The sequence below is a fragment of the Kitasatospora sp. NPDC058115 genome, from assembly GCF_042884635.1.
Taxonomy (GTDB): Bacteria; Actinomycetota; Actinomycetes; order Streptomycetales; family Streptomycetaceae; genus Kitasatospora.
On the sequence record NZ_JBHVTL010000025.1, the window covers coordinates 68,317 to 84,089 of the forward strand.

A 15,773-nucleotide genomic window follows, 5' to 3' on the forward strand; every position below is an offset into this window, starting at 1 on the left:
CCATGGCCCCGCAGCCGCACACGGCCGCCACCCCCGCCGCCAACACCGCCTTCCGCTCCGCCCTCGACGTGGTCCGTGAGGTCGAGCCGCGGATCGCCGCCGCCATCGGCCAGGAGATCGACGACCAGCGCGCCTCGCTCAAGCTCATCGCCAGCGAGAACTACGCCTCCCCGGCCGTCCTGCTCGCCATGGGCAACTGGCTCAGCGACAAGTACGCCGAGGGCACCGCCGGCCGCCGCTTCTACGCCGGCTGCCGCAACGTCGACACCGTCGAGACCATCGCCGCCGAGCACGCCCGCGCCCTCTTCGGCGCCGACCACGCCTACGTCCAGCCGCACTCCGGTATCGACGCCAACCTCACCGCCTTCTGGGCCGTCCTCTCCCAGCGGGTGGAGAGCCCCGCCCTGGAGCGCGCCAAGGTCCGCAACGTCAACGACCTCACCGAGCAGGACTGGGCCGAACTGCGCCGGGACCTGGGCAACCAGCGCATGCTCGGCATGTCCCTGGACACCGGCGGCCACCTCACCCACGGCTTCCGCCCCAACATCTCCGGCAAGATGTTCGAGCAGCGCAGCTACGGCACCGACCCGGCCACCGGCCTGATCGACTACGACGCGCTGCGCGCCACCGCCCGCGAGTTCCGCCCGCTGATCCTGGTGGCCGGCTACTCCGCGTACCCGCGGCTGGTGAACTTCGCCCGGATGCGCGAGATCGCCGACGAGGTCGGCGCCACCCTGATGGTCGACATGGCGCACTTCGCCGGCCTGGTCGCGGGCAAGGTGCTCACCGGCGACTTCGACCCGGTGCCGCATGCCGACATCGTCACCACGACCACCCACAAGTCGCTGCGCGGCCCGCGCGGCGGCGCGGTGCTGTGCACCTCCGCACTCGCCGAGCACGTCGACCGCGGCTGCCCGCTGGTCCTCGGCGGCCCGCTCTCGCACGTCATGGCCGCCAAGGCGGTCGCCTTCGCGGAGGCCCGCCGCCCCGAGTTCCGCGCCTACGCCCGGCAGGTCGTCGACAACGCCCAGGCGCTCGCCGAGGGCCTGCTGCGCCGCGGAGGCACGCTCGTCACCGGCGGCACCGACAACCACCTGGTGCTCGCCGACGTCTCCGGCCACGGCCTGACCGGCCGCCAGGCCGAGGCCGCGCTGCTCGACTCCGGCGTCGTCACCAACCGCAACTCCGTCCCGCAGGACCCGAACGGCGCCTGGTACACCTCCGGCGTGCGGATCGGCACCCCGGCGCTCACCACCCGCGGCCTCGGCACCGCCGAGATGGACGAGATCGCGGCCCTCATCGACACCGTGCTGCGCGCCACCACCCCGGCCCTCACCGCCTCCGGTGCGCCCTCCAAGGCCCAGTACGCCCTGGACCCGGCGGTCGCCGAGGGCGTCGCCAAGCGCGCCGCCGACCTGCTCTCCGGCTTCCCCCTCTACCCGGGCGTCGACCTGGCCTGACCCCCTGCCGCCGCCCGGCCGGGTCCGTCCCGGCCGGGCCCGCGGCCGGTCAGTACTGGAGCGCCTTGTACTGCAGGAACTCCTCCAGGCCGTGGCGGCCCAGCTCGCGGCCGAGGCCCGAGTTCTTGTAACCGCCGAACGGTGCCAGGGGGTTGAAACGGGCGCCGTTGAGGTGGACCTGGCCGGCGTCCAGGCGGCGGGCGAAGCGGGCGGCGGTGTCGGTGTCGGCCGCCCAGACCCCGCCGGCCAGGCCGTACTCGGTGCCGTTGGCCAGCTCGGCGGCGTGGTCCTCGTCGTCGTACGCCAGGATCGCCAGCACCGGCCCGAACACCTCCTCCTGGGCCACCGTCATGTCCGGGGTGACGTCGGCGAGCACCGTCGGCCGGACGTAGAAGCCGGCCGTCAGGCCGTCCGGTGCCTCGGCGCCGCCGGCCGCCAGGCGGGCGCCCTCGGCGAGCGCGCCGTCGATGTAGCCGCGCACCCGCTCGCGCTGGCGGGCGCTGACCACCGGCCCGATCCGGGTCGCCGGGTCCGCCGGATCGCCCGGGACGTAGCCGTCGGCCGCCTTCGCGGCGAGCGCCACCGCCTCCTCGTACTGGTCGCGGTGGACCAGCAGCCTGCTCCACGCACTGCAGGTCTGGCCGGAGTTGGCGCACACGTTGGCGACGTTGGCCTTCACCGCGCGGGCCAGGTCGGCGCCCGGCAGCACCACGTTGGCGGACTTGCCGCCCAGCTCCAGGGCCACCCGCTTGATGCCGCGCCCGGCCGTCTCGGCGACCGTCCGCCCGACCGCCGTCGAGCCGGTGAACGAGACCACGTCCACACCCGGGTGGGCCGCCAGCGCCGCGCCCGCCACCGCGCCGGTCCCGGTCACCAGGTTGAACACCCCGGCGGGGAAGCCCGCCGCGTCCACCAGCCGGGCGAACAGCCGGGCCACCAGCGGGGTGTCCTCGGCGGGCTTGAGCACCACCGGGCAGCCGGCCCCCAGCGCGGGCACCACCTTGGCGGCGATCTGGTGCAGCGGATAGTTCCACGGCGTGATCGCCGCGACCACCCCGGCGGGCTCGGCGTGCACCACCGAATGGCCGATCCGCTCCTCGAACGGGTACCCGGCCAGCAGCTCCAGGTACGAGTCGGTGACCGTGAGCGGCAGGGTGGCCTGCACCGAGGTGGCGAAGCCGATCGGCGCGCCCAGCTCGGCCGAGACGGTGGCGGCGATCTCCTCCTGGTGCGCGGCCAGGCCGTCCCGCAGCCGGGTCAGCGGCACCAGCCGCTCGGCGACGGTGGTCGTGCCCCAGGCGCGCGCCGCCCGGCGGGCCGCCGCGACGGCGGCGTCGACGTCCGCCGCGCCGCCGGCCGGGACGGTGGCGAGCAGGCGCTCGGTCGCCGGGTCGAGCACCGGGATCGACCCCTGGTCCAGGGCGGGCCGCCAGGCGCCGTCGACGTACTGATCGGTGTACTCGGCGTACCCCTCGGCCCGGTCCGTCTCGCCCGCCATGTGCTGCCCTTTCGTGCCGATTCCACTGGCTTCCACTGGCCCCCGCGACCCCCGCCGGCCCTCCGTACGGCCGGTCCCGGACCAGTCAACGGTGCGCGCACCGGGGGTGCAAGGACCGGGCCGCCCCCGGGCCCGGTCGGTGCCGGACCGGCCTCCCCCGCGGACGCCGACCGGGTGAAGGTCATCTCCTCTGATGATGACAAATCGGGTGGCCCGGTTGCAGTATGGACGAACCGTCGGCCGTTCGCTGCGGATCCGTCAAGTACGCCCACAAATGGCCGGGCGGCGGAATTCTTCTTCACGAGTCCGCCCAACTCCGCCCGGCGGCGAGTAGATTGCAGCGCACTCGGGCGTGCCGGACCACGGTTGGCGGCAGGTCGGGTCCTGTCCACGCGCCCGGGCGCCACTCCGCCCGGGCCGGTGTGCCGGCGAGGACCGTCGGCCGCCGACCGCCGGGGACCGCCCTTCCGAGCCCGGAGATCCTGCCCATGGTCGTTCGTCCCGTCTTAGGAGCCGCCCCGTGAACGACGCCGCACGCAGTGCCGACCAGCAGCCGGCGGAGCCGGCGGTGCTCGACGACGTTCCCGGCTGGTTCTGGGACCAGGACCGTCACCTCTTCGACTGGTTCCTCGGCCGCCAGGAGAAGGCGGGCTTCACCGGGGACCTCCTGGAGATGGGCGCCTACCTGGGCCGCAGCGCGATCGTCATCGGCGCACACCTCCAGGCGGCCGAGACCTTCACGGTCTGCGACCTCTTCGACTCCGCGGCGCCGGACGACGAGAACGCCGCCGAGATGGACAACTCCTACCGCAGGACGCTGACCCGCACCGCCTTCGAGACCAACTACCTCTCCTTCCACGACCGGCTGCCGGAGATCATCCAGGCCACCACCTCGACGCTGGCCGGCGGCCGCATCCCGCCCGGCGCGTTCCGGTTCATCCACATCGACGCCTCGCACCTCTATGAGCACGTCGCCGGCGACCTCCAGGTGGCCCGGACCGCGCTCGCCCCGGAGGGCGTCGTGGTGCTGGACGACTACCGCTCGGAGCACACCCCGGGCGTCGCCGCCGCCACCTGGGAGGCGGTGTTCAACCACGGCCTGCGGCCCGTCGTGCTCACCGAGAGCAAGTTCTACGGCACCTGGGGCGACCCCGGGCCCGCCCAGCTCGACCTGCTGGCCCGCCGCGGCACCCTGCCCCACTGCGACATCACCACCGAGACGCTCGCCGGGCACCGGCTGGTCCGGATCAGCGGCAGCGACGAGGGCGCCGAGCCGTTCCGGCCCTCCCGCCACCACGCCCGGCTCTCCGTCGAGGCCGAGCGCCGGGAGAGCGCCCGGGCCGCCGAGGACGCCCTGCGCACCGCCGAGCGCGAGCGCGACGAGGCCGTCCGCGACCTCGCCGAGCGGCGGGCCCGGGCCGCCGAGCGCCGCCGTCCCGCCAATGTCGCCAAGCGCGCGGTGGGCGACCTGCTGCCGCCCGTGGTCACCTCCGCCATCCGCCGCGCCCGGCGCGGCTGACCCTTCCCGCCCCCGCGGCCGCCGGCCGCGCACCTCCCGCCGACGGGGGTGCGCGGCCGGCGTGCTGCTGCCCGCGACCGGTGCATCGCCGTGCCCGGCGCGGGAGCGTCGCCGTGCCCGGCGTGGGAGCGCCGGCGGTGGAGCATCGAAAGCGGTACCGCTCAGGGTCGGAAGAATGCGCTTTTCCGACTCCTCCCACCCGGCCGAGGATGGCAGACGAACCAGCCCGCCGGGAGGAATCCGTGTCGTCTGTCTCGCCCGCCGCCGCCCCGTCGTCCGCCGACGTCCGGTCCGCCGATCCCCAGCCCGCCGCCGCGCCGCCCGTCGACGCCGGACTGCTGCCGCTCACCGCCGAGACGGGCCCCGCCGGGCTGGCCGTCGGCGGCGTGCCGCTGACGGAACTCGCCCGCCGGTTCGGCACCCCGCTCTTCGTCTACGACGAGGAGCACCTGCGCCGCCGCTGCCGCGAGGCCGTCGCCGCCTTCGGCCCGGACAACGTCGCCTACGCCTCGAAGGCCTTCCTCTGCACCGCGATGGCCCGGCTCGCCGCCGAGGAGGGCCTGCTGCTGGACGTCGCCTCCGGCGGCGAACTGCGCACCGCCCTGCACGCCGGGGTCTCCCCGGAACGGATCGTGCTGCACGGCAACAACAAGAGCGGGGCCGAACTGCGCACCGCCCTCAGCGCCGGCCTGCGGCACGTCGTGGTCGACAGCTTCGACGAACTGGACCGGATCGAGCGCCTGGTCGCCGAGGAGGGCCTGCCGCCGGCCCGCGTCCAGCTGCGGGTGGCGCCGGGGGTCGCGGCCGGCGCCCACGAGGCGATCCGCACCGGCGGGCACGACTCCAAGTTCGGCTTCGGCCTCGCCGACGGCGCCGCCGAGGCCGCCGTCCGCCGGGCCGCGGCCTCGCCGGCGATCCGGCTGGAGGGCGTCCACGCCCACGTCGGCTCGCAGGTCCTGGACCCGGCCGAGCTCGCCGACGGCGCCGCCGCCGTGGCCCGGTTCGCGGTGGACAGCGGGGTCGCCCGGCTGACGGTGGGCGGCGGACTCGGCGTCGCGTACCTCGCGGGCCAGAGCGCGCCGTCCTTCGCGGTGTGGGCGGACCGGGTGCGCGCGGCCGTCCGCGGGGCCGGCTGGACGGGCGAGGTCGGCGTCGAGCCGGGGCGTTCGATCACCGCGCGGGCCGGCATGACCCTCTACGAGGTGGGCACGGTCAAGCGGATCACCGGCGTCCGGACGTACGTGAGCGTCGACGGCGGGATGAGCGACAACCTCCGCCCGGCCCTGTACGGCGCGCGCTACGAGGCGTTCCTGCCGCGCTGCCCGCAGGAGCCGCGGCCGCTGCGCGCCCGGCTGGTCGGCAAGCACTGCGAGAGCGGCGACGTCATCGTCGACGACGCCGCCCTCCCGGCCGGTCTGCGGATCGGCGACGTGCTCGCCACCCCGGTCACCGGCGCCTACGGGTACGCGATGGCCTCGAACTACAACAAGCTGCCGCGCCCGGCCGTGGTCTTCGTCCGGGACGGCGACGCCCGGGTGGTGGTGCGCCGGGAGACCGAGGAGGACCTGCTCCGCCTCGACGCCGACGGCCCCGCCGCCCCCGTTCCCGTCCCCGTTCCCGCCGCCTGACCCGGCGGCCCCCAGCAGGCCGGTCCACCCGCCGTGAGCGCTCCCGGCGGGTGGACCGGTCCGCTCCTTCCCGTCCCGGGATCCCGCCCGGGGAACCCGCCGCCCCGCCGCCCCGGGACCCCGCCGCAGCGAGGGAGCGACCCGGCCCGCCGAGCCGCCTTCCGCCCCTGACCAGCCACGATGACCTACCCTGGCCCGATGCTGAACAGCGCCCGTCTGCTCGTCCTGCTGGAGATCGCCCGCCGGGGCACCATCGTGGCCGCGGCGCAGGCGCTCCACCTCAGCCCGTCCGCCGTCTCCCACCAGCTCGCCCGGCTCGAACAGGAGCTGGGCGTCGCGCTGGTCGAACGTCAGCCGCAGTCCCTGCGGCTGACCCCGGCCGGCGTCCGGCTGGCCGAGCACGCCCAGGCGATCGCCGACCTCATGGCCGTCGCCCAGGACGACCTGCGCGCCCACTCCGAGGGCACGGCGGGTGTGCTGCGCCTCGGCTTCTTCGCGTCGGCCGGCCTCGACCTGCTGCCCCGCGCGCTCACCGCGTTCTCCGCCCGCCACCCGCAGGTCGAGCTCGAACTCATCATGGGCCAGCCGCACGAGCTGCTCCCCGACCTGGAGGCCGGCCGCCTGGACGCGGCGGTGGTCTTCGAGCACCCGCTCGACCCGTGGATCCGGCAGGCGAGCCGCCAGGGCGTGGCCGAGGTCCAACTCTACTTCGACGAGCCGCAGTTGCTGATCGTGCCGCTGCGCCACCGGCTCGGGCGCCGGGCCCTGGTCCGGCTCGCCGAGCTCGACGGCGAGAGCTGGATCGGCACCCACGGCGGTTCGACCGGCGAACCGGTGCTGGAACGCGCCTGCGCCGCCGAGGGGTTCCGCCCCCGGGTGCGCTGCCGCAGCGACCACTACCAGGTGACGATCAACCTCGCCCGGGCCGGCATGGGCGTCGCCCTGATCCCGGCCCTCGGCCTCGCCGACACCGCCGGTGTGCACGTCTGCCGCCTGGACCACCCCCAGCTGCATCGCCGGGTCGGCGTGGCCACCCGGGCCACCAACCGCAACCCCGCCGTCCGCACCTTCCTCGGCGAACTGCGCGCGGCCGCCGGGGAGGTCAGGTCACTGCTCGAACTCCAGTGGTCCTGACCACCCCGGCGGCCGCTCACCACCGGTCCCGGGCTCCCGCGCTCACCCGCCCGGCTGCCGCAGCAGCGCGCAGGTCGCCGGCTCACCGCGCTGCGCGCCCGCCGCGAGCGCCCGCCCGACCTCGCGGATGGCGTGCACCGCCGCCCGCTCCGTGCTCGGCCCGAGCGTCACGTCCCAGTGCGCGATCACCGCGTACGCCACCCGCCGGGCGCCGATCAGCACCCCGGCGTCGGCCCGCACCCCGGTGTCGGTCCCGGTCTTGTTGGCGACCAGCAGCCCGCCGGGCAGCGGGTCGGGGAAGCATTCCGCGTACGGGTCGTGCTGGACGAGCGCCGGCACCAGCCCGTGGTCGGTGTTGGAGCGCATCCACTCCAGCAGCCGCGCCGACGCGCCCGGCGAGACGAGGTCGCCCCGGACGGCCAGCGCGACCAGCCGCGCGAGGTCCCGGGCCGTCCCGGTGGCGAACACCGGCGGCACCCCGGGCCCGCGGACGTCGCGGACCCGGTCGTGCAGGGTCAGGTCCGTCAGCCCGAGGTCCCGGGCGAGCCGTTCGGTGGCGGGCAGGCCGACCGTGCGCAGCAGCGCGTTGGTGGCCGTGTTGTCGCTGACCGAGGCGGTCAGCCAGGCCAGGTCCTCGACGGTCCAGCCGCACGCGTCGCGGCCCGCACCCGCCGTCGCACCCGGGCCGGTGCCCGCGCCCGTGCGCGAGAGCCGGCGCAGCAGCCCGGTGCCCCCGGTCACGTCCTCGTCGGCGATCGGCACCACCGCGTCCGCCCGCAGCTCCCCGGCGTCCAGCCGGCGCGCCACCTCGGCGAGCAGCAGGAGCTTGGAGGCACTGGCGACCGGCAGCACCACCGTGTCGTCCACCCCGACCGAACCCCGGCCGGGCCCCACGGCGTGGCCCGCGCCGTGGCCCGCGCCGTAGTCCGTTCCGTGAGTCCCGCCGTAGCCCGTGCCGTGACCCCCGGCCGGTTCCCCGCCGGTGCCGGGCACCGGCTGCGCGTCGAGGTCCGCGTCCACGTCCACCGCCGCGACCGCCAGGGTCATCGGCAGTGCGGCCGCCGACCGTGCGGCGGCCGCCACCTGCGCCAGGATCATCGGACCCGTACCACCTCTCCGGCCCGGGCGTCCGTCGCCCGCCCGTCGCGCACCGCGACCTGCCCGGCGACCAGCACGGCCGCCACCCCCTGCGGCGGCAGCAGCGGCCGCTCGAAGGTGGCCGCGTCCCGCACGGCCTCAGGGTCCAGCACCACCAGGTCCGCCACCGCGCCGTCGCGGACCACCCCGCGCCCGGCGAGCCGGAACCGCTGCGCCGGCAGCCCGGTCATCTTGTGCACCGCGCTCTCCAGCGACAGCAGCCCCTCGTCCCGGCCGTAGTGGCCGAGGACCCGGGCGAAGCTGCCCGCCCAGCGCGGATGCGGCCGCCCGGGCTTGGGCACGCCGTCCGAGCCGATCATCGACAGCGGGCTGGCCAGCACCCGGCGGACGTCGTCCTCGCGCATCGAGTGGCTGATGATGGTCACCTCCCCCTGGGAGTCGAGCAGCAGGTCGCAGACGTAGTCGACCGGGTCGACCCCGCCCGCGGCCGCCAGGTCGGCGATCCGGTGGCCCTCCGCCGCGCGGCGGGCCGGGGCGGCGGCGACCGCGATGAGGTCCCAGCCGCCGTTGCCGACGGTGTTCTCCCAGCCGTCCACGCCGCCCGCGATGTCCGCCCGGATCCGCTCGCGCACCTCCGGGCCGCGCAGCCGCTCCAGCAGCGCGCCGATCCCGCCCTCGCTGGCCCACGGCGGCAGCATCGCGTGCAGCACCGTACTGCCCGCGGTGTAGGGGTAGACGTCGCACAGCACGTCGAGGCCGTCCGCCCGGGCCTGCTCCAGCCGGGGCAGGGTTCGCAGGGTGGCGCCCCAGGCGTGCCGGCCGGCCGTCTTGTGGTGGGAGACCTGCAGTGGCGCGCCGGAGCGTTCGGCGATCTCCAGCGCCTCCTCCAGGGCCTTCTCCACCTGGGACATCTCGTCCCGCAGATGGGTGACGTACGGCTTGCCGTGCCGGGCCGCGACGCGGGCGAGCTCCACGATCTCGGCGGTGTCGGCGTAGGTCCCGGGCGGGTAGATCAGCCCGGTGGAGAGCCCGGCCGCGCCCTCGGTGAGGGCCCGGTCGAGCAGGTCGCACATCGCGGCCAGTTCGTCCGGCCGGGGCGGTCGGTCGGCGAAGCCCATCACGCCGGCGCGCAGCGTGCCGTGGCCGACCAGCGAGGCCAGGTGGTTGCGCCGCAGCGCGGGCCGCTGGGCGGCGGCGAAGGCGGCGAAGTCCTCGGCCGGGCCGACCGGGCCGATGCCGAAGGTCACCCGCAGGTGCTCGGCCAGCTCCGGGAGCCGCTCGGGCAGGCAGGGGAAGAGGCTGCTGCCGCAGTTGCCGCTGATCTCGGTGGTCACGCCCTGGAGGAGCGGGGCGAGCCGCAGCTCCTCCAGGGCGTCCCACGCGGTGTCCCCGGGGGCGGCGCCCGGTGCCGGGTCCGGCCCGCCGACGGCGGCGAGCGCGTCGGAGTGGGTGTGCACGTCGATGAACCCGGGGGTGACGACCAGTCCGGTCGCGTCGACGACCGGCACCTCACGGCCGCCGGCCGCGCCCGCGCCGTCCCCGGGCGGCAGCACGGTGACCCGCCCGTCCGCCACCGCGAGGTCGGCGGGCCGCGCCGGCGCCCCGGTGCCGTCCACCAGCAGGCCGCCGCGCACCAGGAGTTCCACGGCCGCCATCACAGCACCGTCGCCAGGAAGGACCGGGTGCGCTCGTGGCGCGGGGCGGAGAAGAACTCGTCCGGGCGTCCGGCCTCGACGACCGCCCCCTGGTCCATGAAGACGACCCGGTCGGCGACCTCGCGGGCGAACCCCATCTCATGGGTGACGACGATCATGGTCATCCCGCTGCGGGCCAGGTCGCGCATCACGCCCAGCACCTCCCCGACGAGTTCGGGGTCGAGCGCGGAGGTGGGCTCGTCGAACAGCATCAGCGTCGGCTCCATGGCCAGCGCCCGGGCGATCGCCACCCGCTGCTGCTGCCCGCCGGACAGCTGGCCGGGGTAGTGGTCGGCCCGGTCGGCGAGGCCGACCCGGTGCAGCAGCTCACGGGCCTGCCGCTCGGCCTCGGCCCGGCCGCGGCCCTGGACGGCGACCGGTCCCTCCATCACGTTCTGCACCGCCGTGCGGTGCGGGAACAGGTGGAAGCGCTGGAACACCATGCCGATCCGCTCGCGCTGGCGCTGGATGTCCTTGGGCCGCCGCTCGCGCAGCGTGGTGCCGCCGGAGCCGGCCGGCTCGTAGCCGATCAGCTCGCCGTTGACGGCGATCCGCCCGGCGTCGATCTTCTCCAGGTGGTTGAAGCAGCGCAGCAGGGTGGACTTGCCGGAGCCGGAGGGCCCGATCACGCAGAGCACCTCCCCGCACCGCACCTCCAGGTCGATCCCGCGCAGCACCTCCAGGTCGCCGAACCGCTTCCGCACGCCGCGCGCCGAGAGGATCACCTCGTCCGTCGCCACCGTCACTTCGCCGCCCCCTTCGTCTTCACACCGGTCCTCACGTCCGTCTTCGCGCCCGTCTTCCTCGCACCGGGCCGCAGGTTGCGCAGCACCCGCTGCCCCAGCGCCGGTCGCGCCGGCTGCGTCCCGGGGCTGAACTTCCGCTCCACGGCGTGCTGCGCGACGCTCGCGATGGTCGTCAGCACCAGGTACCAGATCGACGCCACCACCAGCAGCGCGATGACCTCGAAGTTCGCCAGGTACAGGTGCTGCGAGACCGTCATCAGATCGGCGCCCGCGATCACCGAGACCAGCGAGGTGGTCTTCAGCATCGAGATGAACTGGTTCCCGAACGGCGGGATGATCACCCGCATCGCCTGCGGCAGCACCACCCGGACGAGGATCTGCCGGTTGGACATGCCCAGGGCCGCCGCGGCCTCCCGCTGCCCGGGGTCGACGCTCTGGATGCCGGCCCGGACGATCTCCGACATGTAGGCGCCCTCGTTGATCGACAGGCCCAGCAGCGCCGCCACGAAGCCGGTGATCAGCGAGTTCGTCTGCCAGCTGACCAGCTTCGGCCCGTCGAACGGGATCCCGATGCTGATCTCGGGGATCAGCAGCGCGAGGTTGAACCAGAAGATCAGCTGCACCAGCAGCGGCGTCCCGCGGAAGAACCACGTGTACGCGCCGGCCGTGGCCCGCAGCACCGGGCTGTCCGACAGCTGCATCACCGCCGCCAGCACACCGATCACGATGCCGGCCACCTGCGAGATGAGGGTCAGCTGGACGGTGACCCACAGGCCCTCCAGGATCACCCCGTCGAACTGGTACTTCGCGATGATGTCCCAATGCAGGTTGGGATTGACGATGATCGTGTAGGCCAGCCAGACCGCCACGAACGCCGCCACCAGGACGGCCACCCACCGCCCGGGCCGGGGCCGCCCGGTGACCCGCAGCGCGAGGTCGTCCTCGCCCGCCGTCGCCACGGGCACGGTCGCCGTGGCCCCTCTCATGCCGTCGTCCGCCACCGCACTCACTGCCCGACCGTGTTGACGGTGGCCTTGGTGACCGCGCTGCCGCCGACCTCGTAGGTGTCGAGCACCGTGCGGTACTCGCCCGAGTCGATCAGCTCCTGGAGCGCCCGCTGCACCGCGTCGCGCAGCCCGCTCTCCTTCTTCGCCACCGCGATGCCCCACGGCGCCGTCCCGTACTGCTCGGGCAGCACCTGGTACGCGGTGTTCTTCTGCGCGAACATCTGCGCCACCGGGTAGTCCACGATGGTGGCGACGGCCCGCCCGCTGTCGAGCTGCAGCAGCCCGGTCGGCGCGTCCTCGCTCTGCGAGATGGTCATCTTCTCGGCGCACTTGCCGTTCTGCTGCTCGCCGATCTCCAGGTTGGAGCTGCCCTTGGCCAGCACCACCTGCTTGCCGCAGAGGTCCTCCAGGGACTTGATGCCCAGCGGGTTGTCCTTGGTCGTCATGACGACCCCGCCGGTGCGGAAGTAGTCGACGAAGTCCACGGCCTGGCGCCGCTGCTCGCTGTCGGTCATCGAGGACATCACCAGGTCGAACCGGCCGGCCTGGAGGCCCGGGATCAGCCCGTCGAACGAGGCATTGGTCATCTCCAGCTTCAGCCCGAGCTTCGCCGCGATCGCCGCGGCGAGGTCCGGGTCGACGCCGGTCAGCTCAGTGGTGCCGGGCTTGTACATCTCCATCGGCGGGTACCCGACGGCGGTCGCCACTCTCAGCACACCGGCCTGCTTGTACTTCCCGGGCACCAGCTCGGCCGAGCTCTTCCCGGCGGTGTCCGCGGCCCCGCCGCCCGCACCCGGTGCGGCGGCGGAACCCTGGTCGGATCGCCCGCAGGCGGTGGCGGCCAGGGCCACCAGCGCCAGCGCGGCCAGACAACGCAGAGGACGGGGGCGGTTCATCGGCATCTCCCTCAGGCGGCGACGGTCCGCCGATGCTGGCAGCCGCCCCCGGCTGAATGGAAGATGATGAAACTATTGCCCCCTGACCAACGAAATACGTACGGCTGCCCCCCCTGGACCTGCATGGGAAAGCGCCGGCCGGACGACGCCCGGCCGGCGCTTTCCCATGTGCGGTGGCTGTCAGGCCTGGGGAACCGCGGCCCCCTCCGGAGCGGGCCTGGGCGCGCCGTCGGCGTCCAGGAGTTCGCGCTTGACCGCGGCGAGGGTGGGGTTGGGCCAGGCGCTGCGCAGGCCCCAGGCGTAGAAGGCGAGGCCGATCGCGGCGACGACCAGGAGGTCCCAGCCCTCCGGCAGGTAGCCGTGGCCGCCGAAGTCGGCGGAGCCGGCCCAGGAGACGCCGGCCATCACGAAGAGGTAGGCGATCATCCAGGCGCCTGCCTTGAGGTGCGGCTTCAGCTCGGAGAACGGCTTGCGCAGCTCGTACCAGGCCCAGATCGGCAGGCCGGCGGCCATCAGCAGGATGACCTTGCCGGTGAGCGGCCAGCGGGCCCAGTAGAGGACCAGCGAGCCGAAGACCATGGCGACCGGGGCGATCACCGGCATCGCGCGCAGCCGGACCGGGCGCGGCAGCTCGGGCGCCAGGCGGCGCAGCGCCATCACGGCGACCGGGCCGGTGATGTAGGAGATCACGGTGGCCACCGAGACGATCTCGGCGAGCGAGCCCCAGCCGCGGAAGACCGCGAGGAAGCCGAAGGCGACGACCAGGTTGAGCACCAGCGCCGGGCGCGGGATGCCGGTCCTGCGGTCGACCCGGCCGAAGACGGACGGCAGGTGGCCGTTCTCCTGGACGCCGTGGATCATCCGGGAGGTGGTGGCGGCGTAGATCATGCCGGTGCCGCTGGGGGAGACGAAGGCGTCGGCGTACAGCAGCAGCGCGAGCCAGTTCAGGCCCCAGGCGATGGCGAGGTCGGCGAGCGGGGAGGTGTAGCCGAGGCCGCTCCAGCCGTTGGCCAGGTCGGCGGTCGGGACGGCGCCGAGGAAGGCGATCTGCAGCGCGACGTAGATCACCAGGGCGATCAGGATCGAGCCGATCACGGCCTTGGGCAGCGACTTGCCGGGGTTGCGGGCCTCGCCGGCCAGGTTGAGCGGGGACTGGAAGCCGTTGAACGCCCAGACGATGCCGGAGACGGCCACCGCCGTGAACACCGCGCTCCAGCCGTTCGGGGCGAAGCCGCCGTGGTCGGTGAAGTGCGCGGTGTCGAAGTGCGCGAACAGCAGGGCCCCGGCGGTGAGCGTGGGGACGACGACCTTGAAGACGGTGATCGCGGTGTTGGTCTTGGCGAACAGCGTGATCGCGAACCAGTTCAGCGCGAAGTACACCAGGAGCAGCACACTGGCCAGCGCCACACCGCTGACCGACAGCTCCTTCCCGTCGTAGAGCCCTCTGGCCCACCCGAAGTCCCAGGAGCTCATGTACTGCACCGAGGCGGTCGCCTCGCCGGGGATGACCGAGACGATGGCGATCCAGTTGGCCCAGGCGGCCAGGTACCCGGCCAGCGACCCGTGCGAGTACTGCCCGTACCGGACCATGCCGCCGGCCTTCGGGAACATCGACCCGAGCTCGCTGTAGGTGAGCGCGATGGTCAGCGCGACGGCCGCCCCGATCACCCACGCGACGATCGACGCCGGCCCGGCCAGCCGCGCCGCCCGCTCGGCCCCGAAGAGCCAGCCGGACCCGATGATCGACCCCAGACCCACGGCGGTGAGGCTGATCGTGCCGAGCGAGCGGCGGTAGTGCTGATGGGATGCCGTCGTCGACTCGGGTTCACTCACCGTATCGGTCCTCTGTCTCATCGTGTCACTTGGTTTTCCGGACAAACGGAGACAGCCTAAACGGCGAAATCGGGCGAAACCTCAGATCAGCCTCAAATGCGAGACAAAACACCTGATCGTTGTCATCTCGTGCCCGAATCATCACGCTGTTGGCGGTATGTCGCACCGGCGCCGGCGGGGGTGCCGGGGGTGTGGGACGGGGGTGCGGCGGGGCGCCCGGAAAGCGACCCGGAGCCGGTCGGGAGCCGGTCGGGAGCCGGTCGGGAACCGGCGGGAAAGCGGCGGGAAAGCAGCCGGAAAGCGGCCGGGGAAAAGGAAATTCCCCGTGGGATCTCTTTCGAGTTCCCACGGGGAATCCATGGTGTCCGAGGGGGGACTTGAACCCCCACGCCCGATAAAGGGCACTAGCACCTCAAGCTAGCGCGTCTGCCATTCCGCCACCCGGACGGGGTGTGTGCTTCGGGGGATTTCTGCTCGCCCCCTCGGCGACAGAGAGAACATTACCAGGGTTTCGGAGTGCTTCTCACCTGCGTTTCCCCGGTGGGGATGGTGGGGGTCCGGGGGATGGTTCGCAGGAGTGCGCGAAGCGGTGGTTCGACGGCGGTAAACGGTCGAGTTGCGGACGGTGAACAGTCGGGAACGGGCGTGGGTGGTCCGACACGGGCAAGTTGTCGACGGTGCCCCGGCCCCGGGGGCGGCTCTCCTAGCCTCTGTGGACCGAGGGCGCCGTGAGCGGAACGCCTGATTCCAGGGTCGCGGACGAAGGACGGCTGGACGTGGAGCGGATCAGCGAGGACGAGGCGGCGGCGTGCGGCGGGCCCGTCGAGGGGGTGTGGCGGTTCACCGTGCCGGCCGAGGAGGCGTCGGTGCCCCGCACCCGGCACGCGGTGCGCGACCGGCTGCTGGCCCAGGGGCTGGCGGAGATCCGCTACCAGGAGCTGGTGGACGACCTGCTGCTGATCGTCTCCGAGCTGGTCGGCAACGCGGTGACGCACGCCGCCGAGCTGTCGCCGGAGGTGACCACCGAGCTGGCGGTGCGCGGCGGCTGGGTACGGGTCGCCGTCCAGGACGGCGACCCGTACCGGCCGAAGGCGCTGGCGGCCGACGCCGGGCGGACCGGCGGGCGCGGGCTGCTGCTGGTGAAGAGCGTCACGCTGCAGGCCGGCGGGGTCTGTGACGTGGAGAAGGCGGGGGAGGGCGGCAAGGTGATCTGGGCCTCGCTGCCGCTCCCCCGGGGGGACCGCGCCTGACCGGGGGGCG

12 protein-coding genes and 1 tRNA gene are annotated in these 15,773 nt (G+C 74.1%); 5 read left to right on the forward strand and 8 right to left on the reverse strand.

The genetic code is table 11. From position 1 onward, the window contains the following. Positions 1 to 2: 2 nt before the first annotated feature. Positions 3 to 1,460 (forward strand): glycine hydroxymethyltransferase, encoded by a 1,458-nt coding sequence (locus ACFVVL_RS25550; protein ID WP_380287494.1) that lies wholly within the window; start codon positions 3 to 5, stop codon positions 1,458 to 1,460. Between the two features lie 49 nt (positions 1,461 to 1,509). Here the strand turns inward: ACFVVL_RS25550 and ACFVVL_RS25555 are convergent, their stop codons facing one another. Continuing rightward, positions 1,510 to 2,958: an aldehyde dehydrogenase family protein gene (locus ACFVVL_RS25555; RefSeq protein ID WP_380287495.1), complete on the reverse strand. Its 1,449-nt coding sequence runs from the start codon at positions 2,956 to 2,958 to the stop codon at positions 1,510 to 1,512. Between the two features lie 520 nt (positions 2,959 to 3,478). Here ACFVVL_RS25555 and ACFVVL_RS25560 point away from each other — a divergent pair. The 3 genes from ACFVVL_RS25560 (at position 3,479) to ACFVVL_RS25570 (ending at position 7,239) form a co-directional block, all read left to right on the forward strand. Then, the gene (locus ACFVVL_RS25560) at positions 3,479 to 4,477 is read left to right on the forward strand and encodes a class I SAM-dependent methyltransferase (RefSeq protein ID WP_380287496.1); all 999 of its coding nucleotides are present in this window, start codon (positions 3,479 to 3,481) and stop codon (positions 4,475 to 4,477) included. A gap of 242 nt (positions 4,478 to 4,719) precedes the next feature. Continuing rightward, positions 4,720 to 6,105, forward strand: coding sequence for a diaminopimelate decarboxylase (gene lysA / locus ACFVVL_RS25565; RefSeq protein ID WP_387679004.1), 1,386 nt, complete (start codon positions 4,720 to 4,722; stop codon positions 6,103 to 6,105). Positions 6,106 to 6,303: 198 nt separating this feature from the next. Beyond that, entirely contained in the window at positions 6,304 to 7,239 is a 936-nt protein-coding gene (locus ACFVVL_RS25570; RefSeq protein WP_387679007.1) for a LysR family transcriptional regulator, read from the forward strand. A 42-nt stretch (positions 7,240 to 7,281) separates the two neighbouring features. Here ACFVVL_RS25570 and ACFVVL_RS25575 read toward each other — a convergent pair whose 3' ends face one another. From ACFVVL_RS25575 to ACFVVL_RS25605, 7 genes are all read right to left on the reverse strand, one after another. Beyond that, positions 7,282 to 8,337, reverse strand: coding sequence for a serine hydrolase (locus ACFVVL_RS25575; RefSeq protein ID WP_387679010.1), 1,056 nt, complete (start codon positions 8,335 to 8,337; stop codon positions 7,282 to 7,284). Next, positions 8,334 to 9,992, reverse strand: coding sequence for an amidohydrolase family protein (locus tag ACFVVL_RS25580; protein ID WP_387679013.1), 1,659 nt, complete (start codon positions 9,990 to 9,992; stop codon positions 8,334 to 8,336). The genes ACFVVL_RS25575 and ACFVVL_RS25580 overlap by 4 nt, the downstream gene beginning before the upstream one ends. After that, a complete protein-coding gene (locus ACFVVL_RS25585) occupies positions 9,992 to 10,753 on the reverse strand; it encodes an amino acid ABC transporter ATP-binding protein (protein WP_380293232.1) in 762 nt (253 codons plus the stop codon). Before ACFVVL_RS25585 ends, ACFVVL_RS25580 begins: the two co-directional genes overlap by 1 nt. Before the next feature lie 20 nt (positions 10,754 to 10,773). Then, entirely contained in the window at positions 10,774 to 11,763 is a 990-nt protein-coding gene (locus ACFVVL_RS25590) for an amino acid ABC transporter permease (RefSeq protein WP_387679016.1), read from the reverse strand. Positions 11,764 to 11,783: 20 nt separating this feature from the next. Next, entirely contained in the window at positions 11,784 to 12,680 is an 897-nt protein-coding gene (locus ACFVVL_RS25595; protein WP_380293209.1) for an ABC transporter substrate-binding protein, read from the reverse strand. Positions 12,681 to 12,860: 180 nt separating this feature from the next. Then, entirely contained in the window at positions 12,861 to 14,513 is a 1,653-nt protein-coding gene (locus ACFVVL_RS25600; protein ID WP_387679020.1) for an APC family permease, read from the reverse strand. A gap of 359 nt (positions 14,514 to 14,872) precedes the next feature. Further along, positions 14,873 to 14,960 (reverse strand) — tRNA-Leu (locus ACFVVL_RS25605). Positions 14,961 to 15,298: 338 nt separating this feature from the next. Between ACFVVL_RS25605 and ACFVVL_RS25610 the strand changes: the two genes are divergently transcribed. Then, positions 15,299 to 15,763: an ATP-binding protein gene (locus tag ACFVVL_RS25610; protein ID WP_380293230.1), complete on the forward strand. Its 465-nt coding sequence runs from the start codon at positions 15,299 to 15,301 to the stop codon at positions 15,761 to 15,763. The last annotated feature ends 10 nt before the right edge of the window (positions 15,764 to 15,773 follow it).